Source organism: Thioalkalivibrio sp. ALMg11 (assembly GCF_000377905.1).
Classification (GTDB): domain Bacteria; phylum Pseudomonadota; class Gammaproteobacteria; order Ectothiorhodospirales; family Ectothiorhodospiraceae; genus Thioalkalivibrio.
This window is the reverse complement of sequence record NZ_KB898879.1, coordinates 51,386-75,849: the sequence shown is the minus strand read 5'-3', so window position 1 is coordinate 75,849 and position 24,464 is coordinate 51,386. Positions and strand designations below refer to the sequence as shown.

General features: G+C 62.5%; 21 protein-coding genes, 2 tRNA genes and 1 pseudogene. 9 read left to right on the top strand and 15 right to left on the bottom strand.

Annotated features, from left to right (window positions below; genetic code table 11):
* Window positions 1-50 precede the first annotated feature (50 nt).
* The 6 genes from D578_RS0113285 to D578_RS0113260 all read left to right on the top strand — a co-directional run bounded on the left by D578_RS0113285 (window position 51) and on the right by D578_RS0113260 (window position 6,825).
* Window positions 51-476: a pilin gene (locus tag D578_RS0113285; protein WP_018950427.1), complete on the top strand. Its 426-nt coding sequence runs from the start codon at window positions 51-53 to the stop codon at window positions 474-476.
* Between the two features lie 90 nt (window positions 477-566).
* Complete coding sequence (locus D578_RS0113280) at window positions 567-2,648, top strand: lipopolysaccharide assembly protein LapB (RefSeq protein ID WP_231364124.1); 2,082 nt, start codon at window positions 567-569, stop codon at window positions 2,646-2,648.
* Between the two features lie 33 nt (window positions 2,649-2,681).
* A complete protein-coding gene (locus D578_RS15000) occupies window positions 2,682-3,593 on the top strand; it encodes a glycosyltransferase family 2 protein (protein ID WP_051076343.1) in 912 nt (303 codons plus the stop codon).
* Between the two features lie 31 nt (window positions 3,594-3,624).
* Window positions 3,625-4,779, top strand: coding sequence for a glycosyltransferase family 4 protein (locus D578_RS0113270; RefSeq protein WP_018950424.1), 1,155 nt, complete (start codon window positions 3,625-3,627; stop codon window positions 4,777-4,779).
* A gap of 56 nt (window positions 4,780-4,835) precedes the next feature.
* Entirely contained in the window at window positions 4,836-5,540 is a 705-nt protein-coding gene (locus D578_RS0113265; protein ID WP_231364122.1) for a class I SAM-dependent methyltransferase, read from the top strand.
* A gap of 154 nt (window positions 5,541-5,694) precedes the next feature.
* Entirely contained in the window at window positions 5,695-6,825 is a 1,131-nt protein-coding gene (locus tag D578_RS0113260) for a glycosyltransferase family 4 protein (protein ID WP_018950422.1), read from the top strand.
* Between the two features lie 102 nt (window positions 6,826-6,927).
* Here the strand turns inward: D578_RS0113260 and D578_RS0113255 are convergent, their stop codons facing one another.
* From D578_RS0113255 to D578_RS0113245, 3 genes are read right to left on the bottom strand one after another with little or no spacing between them, the layout of a single operon-like run.
* Window positions 6,928-8,061 carry a polysaccharide pyruvyl transferase family protein gene (locus tag D578_RS0113255; protein ID WP_231364121.1) on the bottom strand — a complete coding sequence of 378 codons (1,134 nt, stop codon included), beginning with the start codon at window positions 8,059-8,061 and terminating at the stop codon, window positions 6,928-6,930.
* 26 nt (window positions 8,062-8,087) lie between these two features.
* The gene (locus tag D578_RS0113250; protein ID WP_018950420.1) at window positions 8,088-9,170 is read right to left on the bottom strand and encodes a nitroreductase family protein; all 1,083 of its coding nucleotides are present in this window, start codon (window positions 9,168-9,170) and stop codon (window positions 8,088-8,090) included.
* 12 nt (window positions 9,171-9,182) lie between these two features.
* Window positions 9,183-10,514: a flippase gene (locus D578_RS0113245; protein WP_018950419.1), complete on the bottom strand. Its 1,332-nt coding sequence runs from the start codon at window positions 10,512-10,514 to the stop codon at window positions 9,183-9,185.
* A 17-nt stretch (window positions 10,515-10,531) separates the two neighbouring features.
* On the opposite strand from D578_RS0113245, the gene D578_RS16320 reads away from it, so the two are divergent.
* Complete coding sequence (locus D578_RS16320) at window positions 10,532-11,167, top strand: prepilin-type N-terminal cleavage/methylation domain-containing protein (protein WP_369772761.1); 636 nt, start codon at window positions 10,532-10,534, stop codon at window positions 11,165-11,167.
* 80 nt (window positions 11,168-11,247) lie between these two features.
* A pseudogene (locus D578_RS16200) lies at window positions 11,248-11,433 on the top strand (transposase); the annotation flags it as partial.
* Window positions 11,434-11,539: 106 nt separating this feature from the next.
* Here the strand turns inward: D578_RS16200 and D578_RS0113240 are convergent.
* The 12 genes from D578_RS0113240 to D578_RS0113185 all read right to left on the bottom strand — a co-directional run bounded on the left by D578_RS0113240 (window position 11,540) and on the right by D578_RS0113185 (window position 22,895).
* Window positions 11,540-13,975 carry an EAL domain-containing protein gene (locus D578_RS0113240; RefSeq protein WP_026289352.1) on the bottom strand — a complete coding sequence of 812 codons (2,436 nt, stop codon included), beginning with the start codon at window positions 13,973-13,975 and terminating at the stop codon, window positions 11,540-11,542.
* Between the two features lie 407 nt (window positions 13,976-14,382).
* Window positions 14,383-14,456: transfer RNA gene (locus D578_RS0113235), tRNA-Cys, on the bottom strand.
* Window positions 14,457-14,547: 91 nt separating this feature from the next.
* Window positions 14,548-14,623, bottom strand: a tRNA-Gly gene (locus D578_RS0113230).
* Between the two features lie 42 nt (window positions 14,624-14,665).
* A complete protein-coding gene (locus D578_RS0113225) occupies window positions 14,666-16,015 on the bottom strand; it encodes a sensor domain-containing diguanylate cyclase (RefSeq protein ID WP_018950417.1) in 1,350 nt (449 codons plus the stop codon).
* 96 nt (window positions 16,016-16,111) lie between these two features.
* Window positions 16,112-16,663 carry a CDP-diacylglycerol--glycerol-3-phosphate 3-phosphatidyltransferase gene (pgsA, locus tag D578_RS0113220; RefSeq protein ID WP_018950416.1) on the bottom strand — a complete coding sequence of 184 codons (552 nt, stop codon included), beginning with the start codon at window positions 16,661-16,663 and terminating at the stop codon, window positions 16,112-16,114.
* Between the two features lie 9 nt (window positions 16,664-16,672).
* Entirely contained in the window at window positions 16,673-18,499 is a 1,827-nt protein-coding gene (gene uvrC, locus D578_RS0113215; protein WP_018950415.1) for an excinuclease ABC subunit UvrC, read from the bottom strand.
* A gap of 246 nt (window positions 18,500-18,745) precedes the next feature.
* The gene (locus D578_RS0113210) at window positions 18,746-19,402 is read right to left on the bottom strand and encodes a uracil-DNA glycosylase (RefSeq protein WP_026289351.1); all 657 of its coding nucleotides are present in this window, start codon (window positions 19,400-19,402) and stop codon (window positions 18,746-18,748) included.
* Window positions 19,392-19,868 (bottom strand): CYTH domain-containing protein, encoded by a 477-nt coding sequence (locus D578_RS0113205; protein WP_018950413.1) that lies wholly within the window; start codon window positions 19,866-19,868, stop codon window positions 19,392-19,394. Before D578_RS0113205 ends, D578_RS0113210 begins: the two co-directional genes overlap by 11 nt.
* A gap of 110 nt (window positions 19,869-19,978) precedes the next feature.
* Window positions 19,979-20,941: a beta-ketoacyl-ACP synthase III gene (locus D578_RS0113200; RefSeq protein ID WP_018950412.1), complete on the bottom strand. Its 963-nt coding sequence runs from the start codon at window positions 20,939-20,941 to the stop codon at window positions 19,979-19,981.
* Complete coding sequence (plsX, locus tag D578_RS0113195; RefSeq protein WP_018950411.1) at window positions 20,938-21,966, bottom strand: phosphate acyltransferase PlsX; 1,029 nt, start codon at window positions 21,964-21,966, stop codon at window positions 20,938-20,940. The genes D578_RS0113200 and plsX overlap by 4 nt, the downstream gene beginning before the upstream one ends.
* 99 nt (window positions 21,967-22,065) lie before the next feature.
* Entirely contained in the window at window positions 22,066-22,263 is a 198-nt protein-coding gene (gene rpmF, locus D578_RS0113190; protein WP_018950410.1) for a 50S ribosomal protein L32, read from the bottom strand.
* A 110-nt stretch (window positions 22,264-22,373) separates the two neighbouring features.
* Window positions 22,374-22,895: a DUF177 domain-containing protein gene (locus D578_RS0113185; protein WP_018950409.1), complete on the bottom strand. Its 522-nt coding sequence runs from the start codon at window positions 22,893-22,895 to the stop codon at window positions 22,374-22,376.
* 130 nt (window positions 22,896-23,025) lie between these two features.
* Here D578_RS0113185 and D578_RS0113180 point away from each other — a divergent pair, with 130 nt between their 5' ends.
* The gene (locus tag D578_RS0113180) at window positions 23,026-24,444 is read left to right on the top strand and encodes an acetyl-CoA carboxylase biotin carboxylase subunit (RefSeq protein ID WP_018950408.1); all 1,419 of its coding nucleotides are present in this window, start codon (window positions 23,026-23,028) and stop codon (window positions 24,442-24,444) included.
* Window positions 24,445-24,464 lie beyond the last annotated feature (20 nt).

Below are 24,464 nucleotides of genomic sequence, written 5' to 3'. Positions count from 1 at the left end.
GGGTGGCCGGGCCTCCGGCCCAGCTTTTATGACATCAAGGGAGAACCACCATGCAAAAGAAAACCGTCCAGCAGGGCTTTACGCTGATCGAACTGATGATCGTTGTCGCGATTATCGGGATTCTGGCGGCGATTGCGCTGCCGGCCTATCAGGACTACACCGCACGCGCCCAGGCCTCGGAAGGTCTCAGCGCCACCGCTGGCGCTCGCGCCGACTTCGGTGTTGCCTCTTCCGAAGGTGAAGACTACGATTCCACGGTCAGCGGCCTCGGCAATCTTGATGGTCGCTATATTAGCGGGGTGACCTTCGCCGCCAGTGTGTTCACCGTGAGCTTTGGCGACGGCGTGTTGGATACCGGCTCCTTCGACCTCTCCCCGCGCATCAGCGCCACCGACGGCCAAATCCAGGGCTGGACCTGCAAGAACCCGGCGGCGCCGGTGGAAACCAAGTACCTGCCCGCGGCTTGCCGCCCGTAAGCTGACCACGTAGTCACGCTCACCAGAGGGCCACTGCGGACAACGCAGTGGCCCTTTTTTATGCAGATAAAACGCATTTGACTTGAGGCAGTGCATTCGTCCCGACTGGTTACGGCTTTTTTCAACAACCTGAAGGTGCGTTACCCGCGCGCCCAGGATCTTTTCCACGCACCCACGCTGCGCAAACAGAACGGCATTCAGATGCAGACCCCAACAAACTTTTCTCGGACGGATCTACTCGGTCCATTGGTTCTGGTGGGCGCCGCGATGGGCACGGTCGCAGCACTCTACGCCCTCGCCCTCCCCGGTTACTGGCTTTTCGACGACTGGCCAAACCTCGTGGCGCTCAATCAGGTTAACGATGTGCAGTCGGCCCTCCGGTTCATCCTGTCCGGCGAAGCTGGGCCGCTCGGACGCCCAGTATCACTGGCGACTTTCGCCCTACAGGCGGACGCCTGGGATAACCACCCCGAGGCAATGCTGAAGGTCAATTTTGGCATTCACCTCCTTGCGATGACAGCGGTCTTCTTCCTCGCTTCGGGGCTCTCGCGGGCGCGGCTCGCCGACGCCCCCGCCAAAACTTGGTGGATCGGGGCACTGGTCGCCACCATATGGGGCCTCGCACCCTTTCTGGCCACGACCCATCTGATGGCCATTCAGCGGATGACCAGCCTTTCCGGCCTTTTCCTGTTTGCCGGCCTCGCCCTTTTCGTGTGGGCACACTTCATGGAGCAACAACGTTGGCGCCAACTCGCTCTGGCCACCGGCCTTGGCCTTGCGACGTTGCTAGCCACTCTGTCGAAGGAGAACGGGGCGCTTCTGCCGCTCCTCGCCCTCGTCATGCTGCTGGCATGGATCCCGCGAGAACTCTGGCTCAGAGATACCGTCGACCGCTGGTTGCTCGGCCTGCTTATGGTTCTTCCGAGCGCATTCATCATCTTCTACCTCGGTAGCGGCTTCATAGAGACACTGCAACGGGGAGACTACGGTTCCGGACGGGAATTCTCCCCTTGGGAGCGGATAGTTACACAACCGGTGATCGTGCTCGACTATCTGCACCAGCTCCTGTTGCCACGCCCAATCGCAGCGACGCCCTTCATGGATCACACCCCCCATTCGAGCGGCTGGCTGGAACCCCCCATCACCTTAATCGCCTGGATTTTCTGGTTCGCTCTCGCCGGATTGGCCCTGTTGCTCCGCAACCGGGCTCCTTGGCTAGCTTTCGGCTTGGCCTTCTTTCTCATAGGCCACGTTGTAGAGTCGACCTACATCAACCTAGAGCTCTACTTTGCGCACCGCAACTATGTGCCCGCGTTCGGGGTGTTCTTTGCGTTGGTCTATTTCGCGCTGACGATTTCCGCCGCTCACTTCCGTCTGGCGACTTCGGTAGTGGGCGCGTATGCCTTGATCATGGCGGTCAACCTCTTTCAGGTTACGGCCAGCTGGAATGACCGGGCGGTCACCGCACAACTGTGGGTCAACCACAACCCGCATTCGATCCGCGCTGCTCAGTACCTAGCCTCTCATTATCTATCGGAAGGCGAATATCGCGCCGCCGGGCGCACCCTTGAGCAAGCAGCGCAACAGTACCCGCACAACGCGCTCCTGCAGATTCAGCGTACCAACAACTGCGTTAACGACGTCGAAGGCTTTCCTGACTTGCTGGAACAGGTCAAAGCCGCTCTAGAGGCCACGCCCCGATATCGACCAATAGGCCCTATCGAGCTGAACCAGTTGGCCCGATCCGAGTCACCGTCCGTGCTATGCCCACCACGAGACCATAACGCCATCATTGAAATGGCCGACGCACTGCTCGCGAACCCGAAATACGCACGGCGCGACTTTGCCGCGTCCCAGCTTCAGCTGGCCAAGGGCTTTGCCTTGGCGCAACTTGGCGAATACAAGCGTGCCGTGGAGCATTTTCATGAAGGGATCCGCCTACAACCGGACCTGGAAGTCGCGTTCCGTGCGCTGTCCCTTCAAGCCAACCTGGGCGATTATGACAGCGCCTTTTCGTTTTTGAATGAACTGGAAACGTACATCCCAAATGACCCACTTCGACGCGGCCTTTGGCGGGTACGGCTAGATGAGTTCCGAGAAATCCTGCAGGATTCTCAGAAAATCGACGAGGGAAAGGCGATCAACGATGCGCGTGCGAACAATCGCTTTTAATCCCGACACGCCTTCTACTCAAGGACATTGCCAATGCAACCCCAGCTTAGCGTCGTTATACCGGCGAAGAACGAGGCTCAGGCGATCGGCCCAGTCGTTAAACAGATCCTCGAGTTGTATCCGAAGATCGAAATCCTCGTCGTCAACGATGGATCTACGGACAACACAGCCGAAATCGCGGAGAAGGCAGGAGCCCGAGTGATCTCACACCCCTACAGCATGGGCAACGGTGCCGCTATCAAACATGGCGCCCGAGTGGCCGAAGGGCGCAGGATCGTATTCATGGACGCCGACGGCCAACACGACCCGTCCGATATCCCACGACTGCTCGAACAGATCGACAACGGTTTCGACATGGCCGTAGGCGCCCGCCAGAGTAGTTCGCAGGCCAGCATCCTCCGGGGCGTCGCCAACCGGTTCTACAATCGGCTCGCGAGCTACATGACCGGCCACCGTATCGACGACCTCACATCGGGCTTCCGCGCAGCGCGTAGCGAGAAGTTCCGCGAATTCCTCTCGCTGCTGCCGAACGGGTTCTCCTATCCGACCACCAGCACCATGGCGTTCTTCCGGGCCGGCTATCCCGTCGCCTATGTCCCGATCACCGCATCGCCGCGGATCGGCACGAGCCATATCCGACTTGTGAAGGATGGCACCCGCTTCCTGCTGATCATCTTCCGGATCGGCACCCTGTATTCGCCCCTGAAACTATTTGTTCCCGTCAGTCTGAGTTTCTTTTTGGTGGGGCTGGGTTATTACCTGTTCACCCTCATCACGGCCGGGCGATTCACCAACATGAGCGCCCTGCTGCTGACCACCTCGGTCATCATTTTCCTGATTGGTCTTGTCTCCGAGCAGATCACCCAGCTGATGTACAAAGGCACCGGCACTGAAGAGGCTCGACCCCACACCATTGCACCCGGCTCCACCACCCATGAACGATAGCTGCCCTACGAACCGACGGCCCAGTGCGGTAATGGTCAGCCGAAACCTGCCGCCACTCACTGGTGGCATGGAGCGCCTGAACCATCACGCCTACCAGGCCCTGGGCAGCCGCTTCACGGTCGCCTTGTGCGGTCCCGCAGGGGCCAATTCGATTGCGCGTGAGGAAGATACGTGTAGGGAAGTTGGCCTGTCGTCGTTATCGCGATTCCTTGTCACCTGCCAATGGAAGACGTTTCGCCTGGCTCGCCGCTTCCGTCCTGCAATCGTGTATTCCGGCAGTGGGCTGACGGCTCCCGCCGCCCTTTTGGCCGGGCGCTCGACGAGAGCTCCCGTCGCATGCTTCCTTCACGGCTTGGACATCGTCGCCGACCATCCGGCCTACCGCTTGGTCTTCCTCCCGGCCATCCGCAGATGCGACCGCCTGATTGTCAACAGTCGCCATACCGCAGGGCTGGCAATCGCAGCCGGGGTGCCCGAGGAACGGATCGTGGTCGTCCATCCTGGTGTGGATCTTCCGAATTTCTCCTTACGCGAAGGAGCTCGCGCCAGATTCCGCGACCAATTCGGGTTTGGCAGCCGACCCTTCCTTCTCGCCGCGGGCAGACTTACCGAACGAAAGGGGCTCGCGCCGTTCATCAGGCACGCATTGCCAGAAGTCGTCCGCCACCTTCCCGAGACGCTTCTAGTGATCATCGGTGAGGAACCCTCTCACGGCCTTAAGCACCGACAAGGGATCATCACCGAAATCCAAACCGCCATTCGGGAGGCGAAGATGCAATCCCACGTTGTACTGCTCGGCGCCGTCGACGATGAGCAGTTATCAGACGCCTATTTCTCAGCCGACGTTCACGTATTCCCGGTGCTCGAGCGCCCCGGTGACGTTGAAGGATTCGGGATGGTTGCAATCGAGGCCGCCGCCCATGGACTCCCCACGGTCGCGTTCAAAGCCGGCGGCGTGGGCGACGCGGTCGCGCATGGACAATCTGGCTGGCTCGTGGAGCCCGGCCAATATGACGAATTGACACACAACATCCTCAACGCGCTCGACCGTGCGAATAGTCACACTGAGCAGAGCCATGTACGTGATGCCCGCGCCCACGCCGAACGTTTCTGCTGGAACACCTTCGATTCACGTTTTCTCGATGCTATTGAGCCGCTGCTTCAACGCTCCGCTTGCCCCAGCTGAACTTGCTTTTAAGACTGGCCCTCAACCGACCGGCTTTCACATTAATCTACGCAAACATGAACACACCTGAACACCAAAAGATCGCCGATTTCTATGACCACATCTACTATCGAGATGTGTCGTCCGATCTTCGGCCCTCCGCGCATCTAACGCGCCTCGCAGACCACATCCACATTTCGCCCGGACAACACGTCCTTGATGTCGCCTGCGGCACCGGCGCATGGTTGGCGACCGCCGCTCGGCGAGGCGCTATTATCAGCGGCATCGACCTCTCCAAGACCGCTATCGACGTCTGCCAGCAACGGCTCCCCGAGAGCGATCTACACGTAGGCCCCGCGGAAACTCTGCCCTTTCCCGACAACACATTTGATGTCGTCAGCTGTCTCGGGTCCCTGGAGCACTTCCTCGACCAGCCATTGGCCGTGCGCGAGATGGCCAGGGTTGCCAAACCCGACGCCCAAATCCTTATCCTCGTTCCCAACGCCGGATTCCTGCCTTATCGGATGAAGCTCTACACCGGAACGCATCAGCAGGCCGCTCAGGAAACCATCCGCTCCCTCGACGAGTGGAAAGAACTGTTTCAGAACGCAGGTCTTCAGGTGGAGGATCGATGGAAAGACTTGCACATACTCAGCCGTGCCTGGATCTTCCGTCGCCCTTGGTTGGTTATGCCATTCAGGCTCCTGCAGGCTCTGGCATTACCCGCATGGCCGCTCTCATGGCAGTACCAGGTTTACCATCTCTGCCGAAACCGAGCGTGAGCCTCGCACTCCCAGATCCTATTCGCCGCGCCGCTCTGGTATCTCCCGTTGTTGCACGCCCCAGCGCCCTAAGGGCGACGGGTACCCGATACACACCTGACCAGTCCCTTTTAGGCAACCTTGCGCCCCGGCGCACCAACGGACGACATTCCGCGTGAAGATCCTGGTCCTGACAAAACGTTTCAACATGGGTCGCGACTCGCAGAAAGACCGTCATGGCCGCATGTTCGCCCTCCCCATGGCGTTGCGTTCACTAGGACACGACGTCCGGGTCCTCGCCTCTGACTACCGACCGGCCAACGCCAACTCCACTGCCGCTCCGCCAGGCCCTCTTCCCTGGCATATCGCGTATATGTTCAGGGGGCGCCGACCCGCCCCACTGCATTACCTCTCCACCATCCACACATACATGGACTCCTGGCATCCCGACCTCATTTGGGCCGGTTCTGATGCTCTCCAGGTCATTCTGGGACAGCGTCTCGCAGTGAAACATGGTTTACCTTGTGTGGCCGACCTGAAGGATAACTACGAGTACTTTGGCCTCACACGCGTACCGTTCGTAAAAGCGTTGTTTCGCAGGGCTCTCAAGAAGGTTGCCGGAGTGACCTGCGTCTCCTCCTCACTCAAGGCTTCCACCGCTCGCTACATCAACTCCAGGAGCGTTGCCGTCGTTGAGAACGGCGTTAACCGCGACACATTCAGACGCACCGATCCGACAATCGAGCGCCAACGCCTCGGCCTCCCTGGCGACACATTTCTCTTGGGAACCGCCGGCGCGCTGACCAGCAGTCGTGGAATCGCGGCTCTTTACCAGGCATTCGAACAAGTGGCGCCCGACTTCCCGAATACAGCCCTTGTGGTGGCAGGAGTGAGGGACCAAGACTGGAGACCACCGAAACACGGGACGTATGCGGACCTTGGCATAATTGACCCTGGCCTAGTGCCATCGCTCTACAATGCGCTCGACCTGGGAGTCATATGCAATTTAGACAACGCCTTCGGCCGCTATTGTTATCCTCAGAAATACAACGAAATGATCGCCTGCGGTCTTCCCATAGTCGCCGCTCGTGTCGGCTTATTCGACTCAGAAAACCACCTTCCCGGGCTGGTTGGATCATTCCATCCAGGCGATGCGGATGACTTGGCGAAAGTATTGCGGTCCGTGCTGGCGAATTACCCCGGTCGACTCGCTAAAACCGTTGCAGCCGACTGGAATGAACGCGCTCGGGTCCTCGACCAGTTTCTCACGTCGATCATGATGAAGCATACGTCAAAAAACAATTGACGGACACCCCAAGAAAGACATTTTAGTCCGTTCTCGCGGAGGCCGCGAAGCTGTACTGCTTTTACATTTCCTTCCAACGACGCCCTCTTTTTTTAATGATCGTTATTTTTTACCTAAAGTTTTTGCGCTATCAATCACCCTTAACACTTCGTTCCACATGGACTCCGATGATGCCTTCAGACGCTCGGAGTTCTCAAGAAGACGGTCACTAATCGCGCGGCTCATGTCCTCGTCGATCAACCAGTCAATCTTCTCCTCTACCTTCTCCTTTTGATCTTCAACCGACATCAAGCCTTCGGCGAAGTCGTAATCCCTAAACAACTCGACGTACTTGTGACTCCAACCTGTCGCGAGCGACGGGACCCCTTGGCTGAGCGCGCTCACCAGCCCGTGGAACCGACTTCCAATGGTCGCTTGGCTTGCGCCTAGGATGCCCTTGATCTTGAGGGGGTCGTTTTCCTTGATTATGGGGATACCTCCACTAGCTTCAGAAATCCTCTCCGCCAGCCACATGTCGTTCCGGCCTTCGTGCACTAAGACAAACGGCTGCGCGCCCCGTACCACCAACCGCCTGGCACAGCGCGCCATGAACGGAAGATACGCTGCACGCTGGGATATCTCGGTCTTGTCGACCATCCGATAGTTCGGGATGAGGCACACACGGTGCTGGTTTCGGTCAAAATAGTCGGGTACAACCCCATCGATTAGGTTAGTGAAGTCCGGATACTGCCGGATATTTTCTCGCTCCCCAGTGATGTTCGTAAGGTGTTTGTACGAAGTCTCTTCACGGGGCATCACCAAATCAATGTTATCTACCGCTTGCCGAATAGCGCTCCGCCCCACCCTGCTTGCATACGGACCAAACGCTTGGGGCATAAGGATGACTTTGGTACCTTGCTTCCTCCAGCGCTTAGCAGAGTGCGCTAACTCCTTAGTTCTAACGTCACCCCACTGATCACTATAGGAGAAACCCGCTGCGTCGATGACCACATCTACATCTCTGTCAAGAACGAAACCGTACCTCTCACGAATTTTGTTCGGTGCCAGAAGCGCAAGCCGACCCCATTGGACTCCCATGTAATAAAGCGACGCTTTGGGGTTCATTCCAGCGTCCACCACCTTTCGGAACGGTTGTGACGGCCCTGGAGACAGAGCCATGGTAAAAACTGATCCGGGATATTCCGCACGAAGCCTCTCCAAGACTGCGCGCTGCATCAGCTCCGCTCCCTTGTTCACGAATCCCGCTTTCCTTACCTCGATAATCATTTCTTCGGAAACCCCTGCATGATCAGTGAATCCTTCTTCTTTTGCGAATACGCAACACTACTGTCCGGATCCCCGTAACCGATCGAAATGAGCATCACCACGCGTTCATGGCCTGGGAGCTTCAGAATACGCTGAAGATTCTCTTCCGCCAGATCGACGTCCGGCCAGTTGATGGGGCACGTTGAAAGCCCCAACGTTTCGGCAGCAAGCATCAGTTGCATGGATGCCAATGAGGCGTCGATATAGATCAGGTGGCGATCGCGGTCCTTCGGGTAGGCGGAGAGGTCGCCGACCACCACGATAACCGCCGGTAGTTGATGGGCAAAGCCCGTCGTACCCCCTGCGCATTCGGCAATCTTGATGGCCATGGCCGGTTCGTTCGCGACGACAAACCGGAACGGCTGCCGGTTACACGCCGAGGGCGCCAGAGAGGCCGCGTTTACGGCCTTTTGAATTAGGTCATCGGGTACCGGCCGCTTCCGGTACCAGCGAACGGATCTCCGCCGAACAAAGAGTGTGGCAAGCTGATCGAAGGATACGGGACTCGCCGGGCACTCCGACATTGGGTAAGGCTTGAACGTCCGGACTTCGTTACCGTCGCTTTGTTCGGCCCCTGGGCCCTCACTGTATTCCTTCCGGGCCTTGCTGATCGCGGGCGTGTCTTCGACAACGCTGAAATATTCGTCCAGTACATCCCTGGCCCACCGGAGCTCGTCCGGCGAGTAACCCGGCCGATTCTTAGCCCTGTTGTAGCAACGGACGGTCTCAAGGACGAACACCTCAGCAAAGACATTTCGGCGGGGACGCATGATCAGCCCTTTTTCGAGGCGGTGCACATTGCGGCGCAGGAGCGGCGACGTACGCTCCATTGCGCGGAGCGCACGATAGTAGGCAGCCCGCCCTTTGAGCACGGCGAGATGTTCGCGATCGAACCGCCGACTGAAGACACAGTAGTACAGGGTGGCCAGCCACCGGTGGGCCGAAAAGACTTGAACACTTCGGCTTCCGAGCCAGTCGAGTGTTCGATGGATGGTACGTTTGGCCGGCGCCGGGAGTGCTTTGCGAAGGACGGGGATCATGGTTTTGTTCTTTTATCGTGTGCGCGCAAGTAGAAAGGGATACCTGATGGGGGCGAGGGTCGCCCACGCCATCTGCCAGAAGACAGCGCGCGTCCGCTCGTAGAAGAAAAGTGAGAAAAAGGACGCGGCCGCATAGGAGACAAGTGTTGCGTAGGCAGCGCCGATGCCCCCATGCATGGGAATCATGAGGTAGTTCAGAAGCACGTTGGCTAGGGCACCCATGCCCTGCGTAAACATCGAAAAATAAAGAGCGTTCTCAATGAGAATCCATTTCGAGAATGCTGCACGCATGAAGATGAAGATGGCAGCCCAGATGTGAATCACCAAAATCGAGGCGCTCGCTCCGTACTCCGACCCGAAGAACAACGCGATGATCCAGGGCGCGGCCAACGTCATAACGACTGCCACGACCAGTCCAATCATGAACAGCGCGTCAAACAATTGCTGGAGCCGGTGGTAGAACAACGCCTCGCCCTGCTCGCGCAGCTTGATCAGCTTGGGGAAGAACGACGCAACAATCGCCGCAGGAACAAAGTACCAGGCCTCGGAAAGCTGAGCCGCCACTGCGTACTGCCCCACTTCCTGAGTATCCGCCAGCCACCGGAGCATCACCTGATCGACCTTCAGGTAGATAACCGCGAAGACCGATCCCAAGTAGATGAGCCAGCCCTGACTCAGTAGCTCCTTCGCACGAGACCAACTGAAGCGCCAATGGGTAACACGGAGTTCGGCCTTGAGTCGGAAGAAGAGAAGCAGCAACAAGGCTGCTACTACGGCTTGAAGCACTTGTGCCGTCGCGAAATACTCCAGTCTCGCACCGGCGACCACCAACCCCAGCAACAATGCGGTGGCCGCGACGTGCGAGGACACTCGGGCGAAGGCGACATACCGTGCCTGCACAAACGCCTGAAACCAGAAATCAACCACGTCTAGCGGCCGAAACAACAAGGCAGCCCCTGCAATGGCGATCAAGTAAAACTCAGTGCTGCCGAGGCCCTCATATGCAACAGCGTAGGTCAGTAGCACGACGTACCCCGTCCCCATCCCCAGCAACTTGAGCACAGCCGAGGTACCAAGGGTCTCCGCACGCCCCGATTCATCCTTGACGATCTCGCGGACAATTAGCCCATGAAGCCCCATATGCCCCGCAGCCGCAAACAAGGCGGCAAGGGACAACGCGTACGCCAGCGAACCGAAATTCTCCGGGCCCAGATACCGGGCGACAAACACTGTCGCCACGAAAGCCATGCCCAGCCCCACCACCTTCTCCCCCATGATCCAGAAGGAGTTGTTGAGGTATTTTCGGAGCGGGCGATAGGTATCCTGGATGAGACTGATCATCATGGAGAAGGGAAAACCTTGTGAGGTTTGGGTGTCAACTTAGAACTGAACGGTCCGGCACCCAGTACATCCGGTACATCCGGTCGACACACAGTGGGAGACGATGCGAAAGGCGACGGAGGGTTCTACCCCGCTTCAGCGTTCGACAACCGGAGAAGCTCATTGGCCTCACACTCGCCTGCAGATTCAGAAATTTCGTACCCGATAGGGAACCACGCGTGGACCCTTCAGCACGCGGCTTTACGCTTATCGAACTCATGATCCCGGTGGCCATCATCGGCATTCTGGAGTCAATTTCTCTTCCTGCATATCAGAGCCACACCCAGGCCACCGAAGCCTTTACCATAACTAGCGGCCTTCGGACGGCAGTCGCAGACATCCACGCCAGCACGGTCCGACCCAAGGAAACCGATGGATTTCTAGACCTTTACAACGGAATCTTGAGCGGATGCTACGTGTCTTCGGGCGTGCTGGACGTACAGCAATTTCCGGAACGGGCTTCTCGACGGCGAGACGATGGTCAAGGAACGCCAGAACGGTTCCGCTCAGATCGGCGGATGGCACTGCAATGTCGGCAGTATAAACCAAAGCTATGTGCCGCAGATCTGTCGTTAAACCAAGGGCCTGTAATCATCTTTCGTGGCCGTTCTAACTGACCAATCAGGTCACCATCGTGACAACGCTGGTCAGGCTCGTGAGCGAAATTCTTCCGGAACGCAGCTCGATCACGCCCCGCCCCCTACTGGGGCGCCTGGACATCGATCCCGATCCGTTCATGAGTGCGGCCAGTCACCTGTTGCGGCAATTCGGCAGCACCTTCGGGACACCGGCCCATCTCACGGCGCGGTGCGATGCTCGCCAGACGCGCTACCTGAGGGGAATCGCGGCTGCGCGGAAGCTTTACCCGGGATTAGCAGCCTAAGCCCATTTAAGACGCCAGCCATCCTCCAGCAGGCCGCTTCCACGCCACGGACAAGTGACTTCTGCGGAGAATCGAATCTCGGCGCTACACACTGAGACCTCCGATCTCAGGGGAACAGATCAGCGGCGGCGGCCGGGCGGTGGAGCAGGAAGCCCTGGCCGATGGCGCAGCCTTCGCGCAGGAGGAAGGCGCGCTGGGGTTCTTCCTCCACGCCCTCGGCGATGAGGTCCAGTTCCAGGGCGGCGGCCAGCGCGATGATGGCGCGGATGATGGATTCGTTGTGGCGGGAGTGGCCGATGTCGCGCACCAGCGACTGGTCGACCTTGAGGCGGTGCAGCGGCAGCCGGCGCAGGTGCGCGAGATTCGAGTAGCCGGAGCCGAAGTCATCCATGGCCAGGCGCACGCCGAGGCCGTCCAGCCGGCGCAGGACCGCCAGGGCACGCTCCGGATACTCCATGATCATGGTTTCGGTCAGCTCGACCTCCAGGCGTTCGGGCGCGATGGCGAAGCGCTCCAGGGTCTCGCGTACGGTGGTGACGAGTTGCTCGTCGTGCAGCTCGCGCGCCGACAGGTTTACGGCGATCAACGGGATGTCCCGGCCGGCCTCGTCCCAGATCGCGAGCTGGCGGCAGGCGGCCTCCAGAACCCAGCGATCGATCGCCTGGATCAGGCCGGTCTCCTCGGCCAACGGGATGAACTCCGCGGGGGATACCATGCCCCGGTGCGGATGGTTCCAGCGCACCAGGCTCTCGACTCCCACGCACTCGCCACTGGCCAGGTTGAACTGCTGCTGGAAGTGGAGCACGAACTCGTGGTTGACGATGGCCTGCCGCAAGTCGTTTTCCAGGAACAGCCGATGCTCGGTCAGGGTGCCCATCTCGGCGTCGTAGGCGCACCAGCTGTCCCCTCCCCGGCGCCGCGCCTCCTGCATCGCCAGCTCGGCGGCGGTGAGGAGCTCTTCGCGGGTCTGGCCGTCGCCCGGGAAGCGCGCCAAACCGACACTCGCCGTGAGTACCAACGAGCGCCCTGCGATCTCGAAGGGGGCTCGCAACGTATCGATCAGCGACTGCACGAAGGTGCCGAGGGCTTCCTCGGGCGGGCGCTCGATGATCAGGCAGAACTCGTCGGCACCGATGCGGGCTACCGTGTCCTCGGGCGACAGGGCCTGGCTCAGGCGCTGCGCAATGCCCTGCAGCACGGTATCCCCCGCCGCGGTCCCCAGGGTCTCGTTCACGTTGCGGAAGCGGTCCAGGTCCATCAGCACGATCCAGCGCGCCTCGCCGTCCGCCATGGCGCGCTCCACCGTGTGCCCCAGACGGTCCTGCAACAGGGCGCGGTTGGGCAGGCCGGTGCGCGCGTCGTAGTGCGTCATCTGCCGCAGCTGTTCCTTCTGCTCCATGCTGGCGGTCAGATCGGTCCAGCTGCCGACGATCTCCTGCCCGCCGCTGCCCGACACCACACTCATCTCGTCGCGCACGTGGCGCAGCTTGCCCCAGCCGTCAAACAGGCGAAATTCGCGAACGAGCTCGCCCTCCTCCAGCAGCTGCTCGTTCTCGCGCAGGGCGTTTGCCCGGTCTTCGGGGTGCAACTGGTTTTCCCACCAGTCGGGGCGCATCGCACTCGCCGGGTCAATCCCGTACAGGCGTTGCAGATTGGGACTCACCCACAAGGGCCGGAAGCTACGGGCGTCAAGCTGATAGATCACCGCAGGGCCACTGCCCAGCACATGCTCCAGGCGCTGGTTGACCGCGCGCAGCTCATGGGTACGCCGGCGCACCTGCCAGCGCAGCAATACGCCCGTGACCGCAAGCAGCACAACGAGCACCAGCGCGACGAGCAGTATCCACAGCACCCAGTCGGGCAGCCCCGGTTCGTCTTCCGCGAGCAACGTGGCCCCGAGAGCCTCCTGGTACGGCGAACCCGCCAGCGGCTTCCAGCGCTCCAGGTAGGCGTCGATCAGTGCCAGCCGGTCCGCCTGGGTCCCCGGCCTGGCCGCATAGTGCAGGCCCGCCTGGCCGAAGGTAATGGGTGTCTCCGCCAGCCCGTGGGCGCGGGCGTGCTGGCGTCCGTAGAAGTTGTTGCTGACGGCGGCCGAGGCCTCGCCTTCCTGCACCGAGGACAGTACCGCTGGCAGATTGCTGTAGGGAACCAGTTGGTACTCGAGATCCGGGTTGTGGATCTGTTGCCGGCGCAGGTGGCTTTCCTGCACCGATCCCTCCAGCACGGCAATGCGCCGGGATCCGAGGGATTCGAGGCTGCTGAACCCGGACTGCGGGAACGCGTACACCTGGCTCCAGCCCTGGACCACCGGAATCTGGTGAAAGTCGAAGAATGCCTCGCGCGTGTCGGTCCGGGCCACATCGGGCATCAGATCCAGCCGGCCCTCGCGCAGATCGGCGAGGCATTGCGCCCATTCGCAGGGGACGTACTCGATCTGCCAATGCTCGCGGCTGGCGATCGAGTCCAGCAGGCGGACGAACAGGCCGTCGGCCTCCCCGTGCTCGTCCACGCTGACTTTGGGTGCGTTGTCGTACACGCCCACGCGCAGATCCGGCTCGGAGGCCACGGAGGACGGCGTCCAGAACGTAAACAGCAGGCAAAGAAACGAGAGGCCGAGGCCCCGGCGCGTGTCTCTCCCCCGCAGGGGCCACCAGATTCGGGTCGATTGGGGACAATCCGTTGCGCGCACCACACTTTCTCGACTAGACCGACGCTCGCATAGTGCCATGGCATGCCATGCCCGCCAATGCGCGCTGGAGGCGCAACTTGAGTCCCGGCATCAACTGCAACACGAGGCCGCCGCGGGCGGGACCGCCTCGACTGAGCCTGGTGCAGGGTCACAGCCCGCCGTCAGGCGCAAACACGGCGTGACCCTCGCCCCTGCGGGCACCGGCACCAAGAACGCGAAAGGCCGCCCTTCGGGGCGGCCTTTCGCAGGTACTGCAATGATGGAGGCTGGGGTCGGAATCGAACCGGCGTACACGGATTTGCAATCCGCTGCATAACCACTCTGCCACCCAGCCTGTATCGGGTGGTTTCAGGCCCGGGAGACACCGTTGCATCTCCGGAGGCTAAAACAGAAAACCCCGGCGAACCGGGGTTTCAGGAATCTGTTGGAGCGGGAAACGAGATTCGAACTCGCGACCCCAACCTTGGCAAGGTTGTGCTCTACCAGCTGAGCTATTCCCGCTCTTCGTCAACGGCGCGTATTCTACCGCAGATTGCCGGCAGGTCAATACCCGCGGTAGCCAAGCGCCTCCGCGCCGTGCACCGCCCGGTCGTATACCACCATCTGGTTCCGCCCGGCATTCTTGGCCACGTACATCGCCGCATCCGCCGCCCGCGACAGGGCGGGCCCGTCCGTTGCATCCAGCGGGAACAGGGCGATCCCGATACTGCAGGAGATCTGCACCTCGGGTCCGGCGCAATCGAACGGCTTGGCCAGCGCGGCCCGGATCTTCTCGCCGATTGCCGCGGCCTGCGCCCGGCTCTCCTCCACCGAGTGGAAGCGCGGCAGCATCACCACAAACTCGTCACCCGCAATGCGCGCCGCCACATCGCTCTCCCTTATGGAACCCAACAGCCGGCCGGCCACCAGACGCAGGAGCAGATCCCCCGCTGCGTGACCATGCTGGTCATTGACCGGCTTGAACTCGTCCAGATCCACGAACATCAATGCGACCTGCTGGCCCTCGCGGCGCGCGCCGGTCAGCTCGTGGTCGAGCATCTGGTAAAACAGGGTCCGATTGGGCAACTGGGTCAACGGATCGTAATGGGCCAGGCGCTGCATCTGGGCATCGGTCGCCTTGCGCTCGGTGATATCCCGCGCAATGCCGAGAAACGCCGTCACCTGACCCTCCTCGTCCAGCATCGGCGAGACACTACTGGTGTGCCAGCGGTAATACCCGTCCTGATGGCGGATGCGGTATTCGATGCCGCTATCCTTCTGACCGGTCTCCGCGATTCGCTGCAGGAAGGCATCGCATGCGGGGACATCCTCAGGGGCCACATACTCGTCGATGGAGTGGCCGATGGCGGCACTGATCGGATAACCGAGATTTTCAGTCCAATTGGGCGAGACGTAGGTGAACACCCTGTCCGGGCGCAGCGAGTAGATCACGTCGCTGGCCGTCTCCACCAAGGCGCGGAACTGTGCCTCGCTCTGGCGCAGGGACGCCTCGAGCTCCTTGCTCGCGGAGATATCCGTCGCAAAGCCGGTCCAGACGCGGGTGCCATCCGCCAGCCGGCGCGTCGTGTCATAGGCGGAAAGCCAGATCACGGCGTTGCCGCGGCACTGCATGCGGAACTCGCGGTTCCTTGGTTGCGAATGCTCGACCGACTCCATCGTGCTCCGCATCACCGCTTCGCGGTCCTCGGGATGGATACAGTCCAGCAACGGCCCTGCATCCTTCTTGAGGGCCTCCCGATCTACGCCGAACCAGCGCTCCGCGACTTCGCCCACGTAGGGGTAGTCGAAATGCCCGTCGGGTGTCATGCGCAGCTGATAGACGAATCCCGGCAACAGATCCTGGAGCGCCTCCAGGGTCTGGCTGTTGTCGAGATCGAGATCGGAAACGGGCATGGGCGGTCCGCGCGCAGCACCGGGGAGGTGGCTGCAGTGTACCTCCAAGAGGTGGCTGCAGTGCACCTCCAAAATGCCGACTGGCACACGCGCCGGCTACTGCGAGCGCGCGGCCGCCAGCATGTACTGGATCATGGAGACCAGCGTCAGGGCGGCGGCCAGGTACAGCAGCCACTCGCCGATCACGAAGGTGGGCAGGCCGACAATGGGCTCGGCCCACAGCAGCAGGAAGATCGCCACCATCTGCGCGGTGGTCTTCACCTTGCCCACCCACGACACCGCGACCTTGGCGCTGCCACCGACCTCGGCCATCCACTCGCGCAGCGCGGAGATCGCGATCTCGCGCCCGATGATGACGATCGCGGCCAGCGCAATGCCGAGCTCGGGGTTGTGGTCCACCACCAGCACCAGGGCCGCGGCGACGATCAGCTTGTCCGCCACCGGATCGAGGAACGCCCCGAAGCGACTCGTCGCCTCCCAGCGCCGTGCCAGATAGCCGTCCAGCCAGTCGGTCACACCAGCCAGGGCGAAGATGATGGCCGCCACGATCCCGCCCTGCGGCATGGACAGGCTGTAGAACGCGAGCACCAGCAGCGGGATCATCACGATCCGCGACCAGGTCAGCCAGGTGGGCAATTGGGGAAACATGGCAGTGGCTCAACTCTCGTGAAACTGGTCGTAGATCGCCTGCGCGAGCCGGCGGTGAATCCCCGGCACCTTGGTCAGCTCCTCGACCCCGGCCCGGCTGACCCCGCGCAGGCCGCCAAAGTGCTTCAGCAGCGCGCTGCGCCGCTTCGGCCCCAGCCCCGGGATGGCCTCCAGGGTGGACTCCTTGCGCGCCTTCGCGCGGCGGGCGCGGTGCCCGGTAATCGCAAAGCGGTGCGCCTCGTCGCGGATCTGCTGGATCCAATGCAGCGCACCAGAATGCGTGGGGAGTATAGAGGGCGCCTCTACCCCGCTCAATATCAGGGTTTCCATGCCCGGCTTGCGCCCCTCGCCCTTGGCCACCCCCACCACCTTGATGTGGTCCAGCCCCAGATCCGCGAGCACGTTCAGTGCCTGGGTCACCTGGCCCTTGCCGCCATCGATGAACAGGATATCCGGTTCCTGGCCCTCGCCCTTCTTCAGCCGCGCAAACCGCCGGCTGAGCGCCTGATGCATCGCCGCGTAGTCATCGCCCGGCTCGATGCCCTCGATATTGAAGCGCCGATAGTCCGACTTGATCGGCCCGTCCGGCCCGAACACCACGCAGGAGGCCACCGTGCCCTCGCCGCTGGTGTGCGAGATGTCGAAGCACTCCATGCGCTTGGGCGTCTCCTCCAGACCCAGCTCGGTGGTCAGCGCATCCAGGCGCGCCGTCTGTCCGGCCTGGCTGGCAATCCGGGTCTTCAGGGCCAGTTCGGCATTGCGGCGCGCCATGTCCAGCCAGCGTGCGCGGTCGCCGCGCAACGACCAGGCCAGGGCAACCTTCCCGCCCCGCCGTTCGGCCAGGTAAGCCTCCAGGGTCTCGGCGCCCTGCGGCTCGTGCGACAGCAGGATGCGCGCCGGCGGCTCGCGTTCTGCGTAGTACTGCGCCAGCACCGCGGCCATAATCTCGTCGGTCTCGGTCGCCTCCGGCACGTTCGGGAACAGCTCGCTGTTGCCCAGGTTCTGCCCATTGCGCACGAAGAAAATCTCCACCGCGCAGGTCCCCGCCTCCTGCGCGAGGGCAAACACGTCGGCGTCTCCCTCGCCGCCGGAGACGAACTGCTGTTCTGAGATCTGGCGCAGCCGCGCGATCTGGTCGCGCAGGCGAGCGGCATGCTCGAAGTCCAGGCGCGTCGAGGCCGCCTCCATACGTTCCATCAGCTCCTCGATCACGGCCTCGCTCTTCCCTTCCAGAAACTTGACCGACGCCTCGACGTCGCGCGCGTAGTCCTCCGGAGAGATATAGCCGACACAGGGCGCGGTGCAACGCCCAATCTGGTACTGCAGGCAGGGCCGAGAGCGGTGTGCGAACACGCTGTCCTCGCATTGGCGCACCTGGAAGAGCTTTTGCAGCAGTGCCAGGCTCTCGCGCACCGCACCGGCCGAGGGGTACGGCCCGAAGTAGCGCATGCCTTTCTTGCGCGCGCCGCGATGAAACCCAAGGCGCGGGTATTCCTGGTTCGAGACGTAGATGTAGGGGTAGCTCTTGTCGTCGCGCAGCAGCACGTTGTAGCGCGGCCGGTGACGCTTGATGAGATTGGCCTCCAGCAGCAGCGCCTCGGCCTCGGTATGCGTAACCGCGACACGGATATCCGCGATCTGCCGCACCATCGAGCGGATCCGCGGCCCGCGGTCGTCGCTCCCACGGAAGTAGCTCGGCACCCGGCTCTTCAGGTTGCGCGCCTTGCCGACGTACAACACGTTCCCCGACGCATCCAGCATCTGGTACACGCCGGGCGACTGCGTCAGCGTCTGCACAAAGCGCTTGTGATCGAATCCGGTCTCGGAGGTACTCATGATCCCTTCAGGATACCGGAACTCCCCCGCCGCCCGGCATAGCCCGCGCCCGCCCAACGCCATCCCGCCCCGCGGCGGTCATCCTCTGTCCATCATTGCGAGGCGCCAAAGGCGCCGCGGCAATCCGCTGGATCGGCGGGGCCTATACGGGGGCAACCTTCGGAGATGACTCGCTTCGCGCTTTTGTACCGCGGCGCCTTTGGCGCCTCGCAATGATGGACAGACTGGAATCCCTGACCGGGATGACTATCCGAGCTGAGTCCGAATGCGGGCGAAGAGTTCGTCGAACATGGCGGGGGTCAGGCGGCGGGTCTGGGTGTTGTAGCGCGAGCAGTGGTACGAGTCGATCAGGCGGGTGTGTGCATCCAGCTCGTGTTCGGCGCTGTGGGCGAAGCGCAGACTGGACAGCGGCAGGCCCTTGGCGCGCAGGATGGCATCGTGGGCGATCTTGCCCAGCGCCAGGATCACGCGCGGCTGCATGGCCGCCATCTCGGCGGCGAGGAAACCGTTGCAGGTGCGGATCTCTTCGGTGGTCGGCTTGTTCTGTGGCGGGAGGCACTTGACCGCGTTGGTGATGCGGCAGTCGATCAGCTCCAGCTCGTCGTCCGCGCGCACGCTCTCCGGCGCGCTGGCAAAGCCGTGTTCGTGCAGGGTCTGGTACAGCAGCACGCCGGCGTAGTCGCCGGTGAACGGGCGCCCGGTGGCATTGGCCCCGTGCATGCCGGGCGCCAGGCCAACGATCAGCAGCCGCGAGTCCAGTGCGCCGAAGGACGCCACCGGGGCGGCGTGATAATCCGGGTGTTTCGCCCGTACATCCTCCAGAAAGCCCGCCAGCCGCGGACAGGCGCGGCAGTCCGCGGCGAAAATCTCGCGCGGACTACTCAACGTGTCCCTAGGAGGCATCCGGCCACTCGCGGTAGGGGTTCCGTGCCAGCTCGGTGTTGTAGTAGCGCGGGTCGTGCGAGACCTCCTCGCCCAGCCAGTCGGGGCGCGGGAACTCGGCATCGCTGCTCGGGAGTTCCAGTTCGGCCACGATCAGGCCCGCATTGGCGCCCTCGAACACGTCGATCTCGTATTCCCAGCCTTCGACATCCACCCAGTGGCGGGTCTTTTCGACCTGGGGGCCGGCCAGCGTGTCCAGCAGGCGATGGGCCTCGTCGACGGGGATGTCGTACTGGTACTCGTCGCGTTCCACGCCGAGGGTCGCGCTCTTGATGTTGAGGTTGGCACCGCCCTCGTCCACTCGCACGCGGATGGACGCGCGGTCGTTGCCGCACAGGTAGCCCTGGCGCATACGCTGCGCACGCACGACGCGGTCACGCCAGGCATCACTGGCCAGCAGGAATTTGCGTTCGATCTCGCGGCCCATGCCGAATGCTCCTTAGTGTTTCCCTAGGACGCCGGGGAGCCCCCCGGGAGATCGCCACGGCACTGCGCGCCTCGCGATGACGCATCCGGGTTATCCGTGACGAACCCCGGTTACATCCGGATGAGCGCGGAACCCCAGGTGAAGCCGCCGCCAAAGGCCTCGGTCAGGATCAGGTCGCCCTTCTTGATGCGACCGTCGCGCACGGCGGTATCCAATGCCAGCGGGATCGACGCGGCGGAGGTGTTGCCGTGGCGATCCACCGTGACCACGACGTTGTCCATGGACATGTTCAGCTTCTTCGCGGTCGCCTGGATGATGCGGATGTTCGCCTGGTGCGGCACCAGCCAGTCCAGCTCGGATTTGTCGATCCCGTTGTACTCCAGGGTCTCGTCGACGATCTGGTCCAGGGTATTCACGGCCACGCGGAAGACCGCCCGGCCCTCCATGCGAATGAAGTCGAGATCCGGGTTGTCGCTTGGCTGCGACACACCACCGGGAACCTCCAGCAGGCCCTTGTGGTGGCCGTCCGCATGCAGGTGCGTGGAGATGATGCCCGGGTCCGGCGAACGCGACAGGACCACGGCACCCGCACCGTCGCCCCACAGGATGCAGTTCCCGCGGTCGGTGTAATCGGTAATGCGCGAGAGCGTCTCCGCCCCCACGACCAGCACGTGGCGGATCTCGTCGCTCTGCATAAAACGATCGGCGGTGGCCAGGGCGTACACGAACCCGCTGCAGACCGCCTGGATATCGAAGGCCGGGCAGCCCCCCACGCCCAGCTTGGCCTGCAGGATGCACGCGGTGCTGGGGAAGATCTGGTCGGGGGTGGTGGTCGCCACCAGGATCAGGTCGAGATCGGCGGCGCGGATGCCGGCGGCGTCCATTGCGCGTTCGGCGGCCTTCAGCGCGAGATCCGAGGTGACCTCGTTCTCGGCGACGATGTGCCGCTCGCGGATTCCGGTGCGGTCGCGAATCCAGGCATCCGAGGTATCGACCATCGCCTCCAGCTCGGCATTGGTCAGGATGCGCTCGGGCAGATAGCTCCCGGTACCGCTGATGCGTGCATGCTTCACTCGCTTGTCTCCTGGCCCAGGAGCTGGCCAAGCTGCTTGTCGATGCGATTGGAGATGTTCGCCTCGGCCTCGATGCGGGCAATGCGGATCGCGTGCTCGAAGGCCAGTTCATCGGCGCTGCCGTGGCTCTTGATCACCACGCCCTGCAGGCCCAGGAGAGAGGCCCCGTTGTAGCGGCGGTGGTCGAAGCGATGGCGGATCCGGCGCAGGACCGGCAGTGCGAACAGGCCGGACAGTCGAGAAAATACCGATGCACCGAACTCCGCCTTCATGTTGGAGGAGATCATCTTGGCCACGCCTTCGCTAATCTTCAGCGCGACGTTGCCGACAAAGCCGTCACAGACCACCACGTCCACATCACCACAGTAGACGTCGTTGCCCTCGACAAAGCCGATGTAGTTGAGGCTGGACGCCTCCAGCATACGGCCGGCCTCGCGCACGCGGTCATTGCCCTTGATCGCCTCGGAGCCGATGTTCAGCAGACCGACCCGCGGGGCCTCCAGGCCGTCCACGGCATTCGCCAGAACCGATCCCATCACCGCGAACTGATACAGATGCGCGGCCTCGACATCCACATTGGCGCCCAGGTCGAGCATGTGGGTATGCCCCTTCATCGACGGCAGGGCCGTCGCGATGGCCGGGCGGTCGATGCCGGGAAGGGTCTTCAGGACGTAACGTGCGGTGGCCATCAGCCCACCGGTGTTGCCGGCGGAGACGCAGGCCTGGGCGACTCCGTTCTTCACCTGGTCGATGGCTACCCGCATGGAGGAGTCGCGCTTGGTCCGCAGGGCCACGGCCGGCAGCTCGTCCATGCCGACCACCTGGCTGGCATGCACGATCTCGACCCGCTCGCGTTCGCTCGCGGACCAGCCGGATATCCCGGACTCGACGGTCTCCTGGTCACCGACCAGCAGCAGGCGGAAATCGTCTGCGACCTTCAGTGAACGGCGCGCAGCCGGAAGGATGACGGACGCACCGTAGTCGCCGCCCATCACGTCCAGTGCGATGGTAAAACTGGCAGTCATGCTCGGGCCCGACGGACGACCGCAATGCGGCCGTATTCAAACGCGGAAAGGCCACGGCGCAAACGCAGCCGTGGCCCCGGGACAGTCATTCCCTGGACCTTAATCTTCGTCTTCGTCGACTTCGACGGCCTGCTGGATCACCTGACGACCGCGATAGAAGCCATCCGGGGTCATGTGGTGACGACGATGGATCTCGCCGGTGGTCGAGTCGGTGGACAGGGTGGCGCCCGTCAGACTGTCGTGGGAGCGGCGCATGTCGCGCTTGGAACGAGTCTTGCGGCGTTGCTGAACAGCCATGATGCATCTCCAGATTGATCAAAATCCCGTGACGACGGGAGTGAGCCCGGTGTCAAAGCGGGCGCAAGTATAACGGTTCGGCCCGGACAATGCCCCGGCCGGCGCTCACGTCATGAGCCGCCCCGGTCCGGGCCGCCCTTCTTGAGTTGTTCGAGCACCGCGAACGGATTTTCGGCGCCCTCGCCTTCCTCGAATTCGGCCCCGGCGGCGGGCTCGCAGTCCGCATGGCGCGGCACCAGCGGCCACGCCAGCAGGACCTCTTCCTCGACCCATGCCGCGGGGCGCAGCAGGCCGTCCGCCTCGAGAGCGACAAAGTCATCGCCCTCGCTCATGCCGGCCGGAGTGCCTTCCGGCGGCAGCAGCACGGCATCCGGTTCGAGGCAGAACTCCCATGCCATCGGCTGCAGGCAGCGCTGGCAGGTCTGCCACAGCTCGCCGGTAATCGTCCCGCTCAGCCGTATCTCGTCCAGCGCCCCGCGTTCCAGCAGGAATCGCGCGTGCACCCGCAGCGGGTGCCCCGGCAGGGCATCGGCACGTAACCGCGGCAGCTCTTCTGCACGCAGGTCACCCTCGAATTCCAGGTGCCGCGCACGCGGTTGCCACGGGTCAAGAGAAACGGGGATGCGACTCATAAACGGCTCGGTTGCAAGGGCGCGGAATATACGCGCGCGAGCGCGATCTGTCAAAGCGAAACAGAAACTTGCAGCCGCCCCAAACGACGTCGATACTCGGGTTGTCATCGACCTGCCCGGGGCCTTCCGTTTGATTCGCAAGCTGCTCATTGCCAACCGGGGCGAAATCGCCGTGCGCCTGATCCGGGCATGCAGCGAAATGGGGATCATCTCGGTCGCGGTTTACACCGACGCCGACCGCCACGCCCTGCACGTGAAGAAGGCCGACGAGGCCTATGCCATCGGCCCGGACTCCATGGGCGGCTATCTCAGCATCCATCGCCTGATCAGCGTCGCGCGCGCCGCCGGATGCGACGCGGTGCACCCGGGCTACGGATTCCTCTCCGAAAATCCCGACTTTGCCGCGGCCTGCGCGGCACGCAACCTGACGTGGGTGGGGCCCGACGCTTCGGTGATCCGCCGCATGGGCGACAAGGTCGCCGCGCGCCAAGCGATGATCGAGGCCGGCGTACCGGTCACACCCGGCTCCGAGGGCAACCTCGCCGACGTCTCGGCCGCGCTCGAGGTCGCCGAACGCGTCGGCTACCCAGTGATGCTGAAGGCCACCAATGGCGGCGGCGGGCGCGGGATCCGACTGTGCGAGGATGCCGCCGCCCTGGAGCACAATTTCGAGCGCGTGCGCTCCGAGGCCACCCGCGCCTTCGGCAGTACCGAGATCTTCCTGGAGAAAGCCGTGGTCAATCCGCGGCACATCGAGGTGCAGATACTCGGCGATGCCCACGGCCATGCAATCCACCTGTTCGAGCGCGACTGCTCGGTGCAGCGCCGCCACCAGAAGCTGGTGGAAATCGCCCCGTCGCCGCAGCTGGATGAGACGCAACGGCAGTATCTGGGCGAACTGGCCGTGCGGGCGGCGCTCGCGGTCGGGTACCAGAACGCGGGCACCGTCGAGTTCCTCATGGACTCGGACGATTCCTTTTATTTCATGGAGATGAACACGAGGCTTCAGGTAGAACATCCGGTTACGGAGATGATCACCGGGGTCGACATCGTGCAGGAACAACTGCGCATCGCCGCCGGCGAGCCGCTGCGTTACGAGCAGTCCCAGATCACCCGCCGCGGCTATGCCATGGAATTCCGCATCAACGCGGAAGACCCGAAGAACGACTTCCTGCCGAGCTTCGGTCGCATCACCCGCTACTTCGCCCCGGGCGGCCCGGGCGTGCGCACCGACGGCGCGATCTACACCGGCTACACCATCCCGCCGCATTACGACTCGATGTGCGCCAAGTTGATCTGCTGGGCCCTTGAATGGGACGACCTGCTGGCCCGCGCCAATCGTGCCCTGCGGGATATGGGCGTGTTCGGGGTCAAGACGACGATCCCGTTCCACCTCGCGATCGTCGCCCACCCGATCTTCCGCAGCGGGCACTTCGATACCGGGTTTGTCGCGGCCCACCCGGAACTGACGCAGTCCCCCAGCAAGCGCTCGGACCGCCAGCTGGCCGTGGCGGTCGCCGCCGCCCTCGCCGCCCACCACGGGTTATAACCCCCGACACCGGATTGACC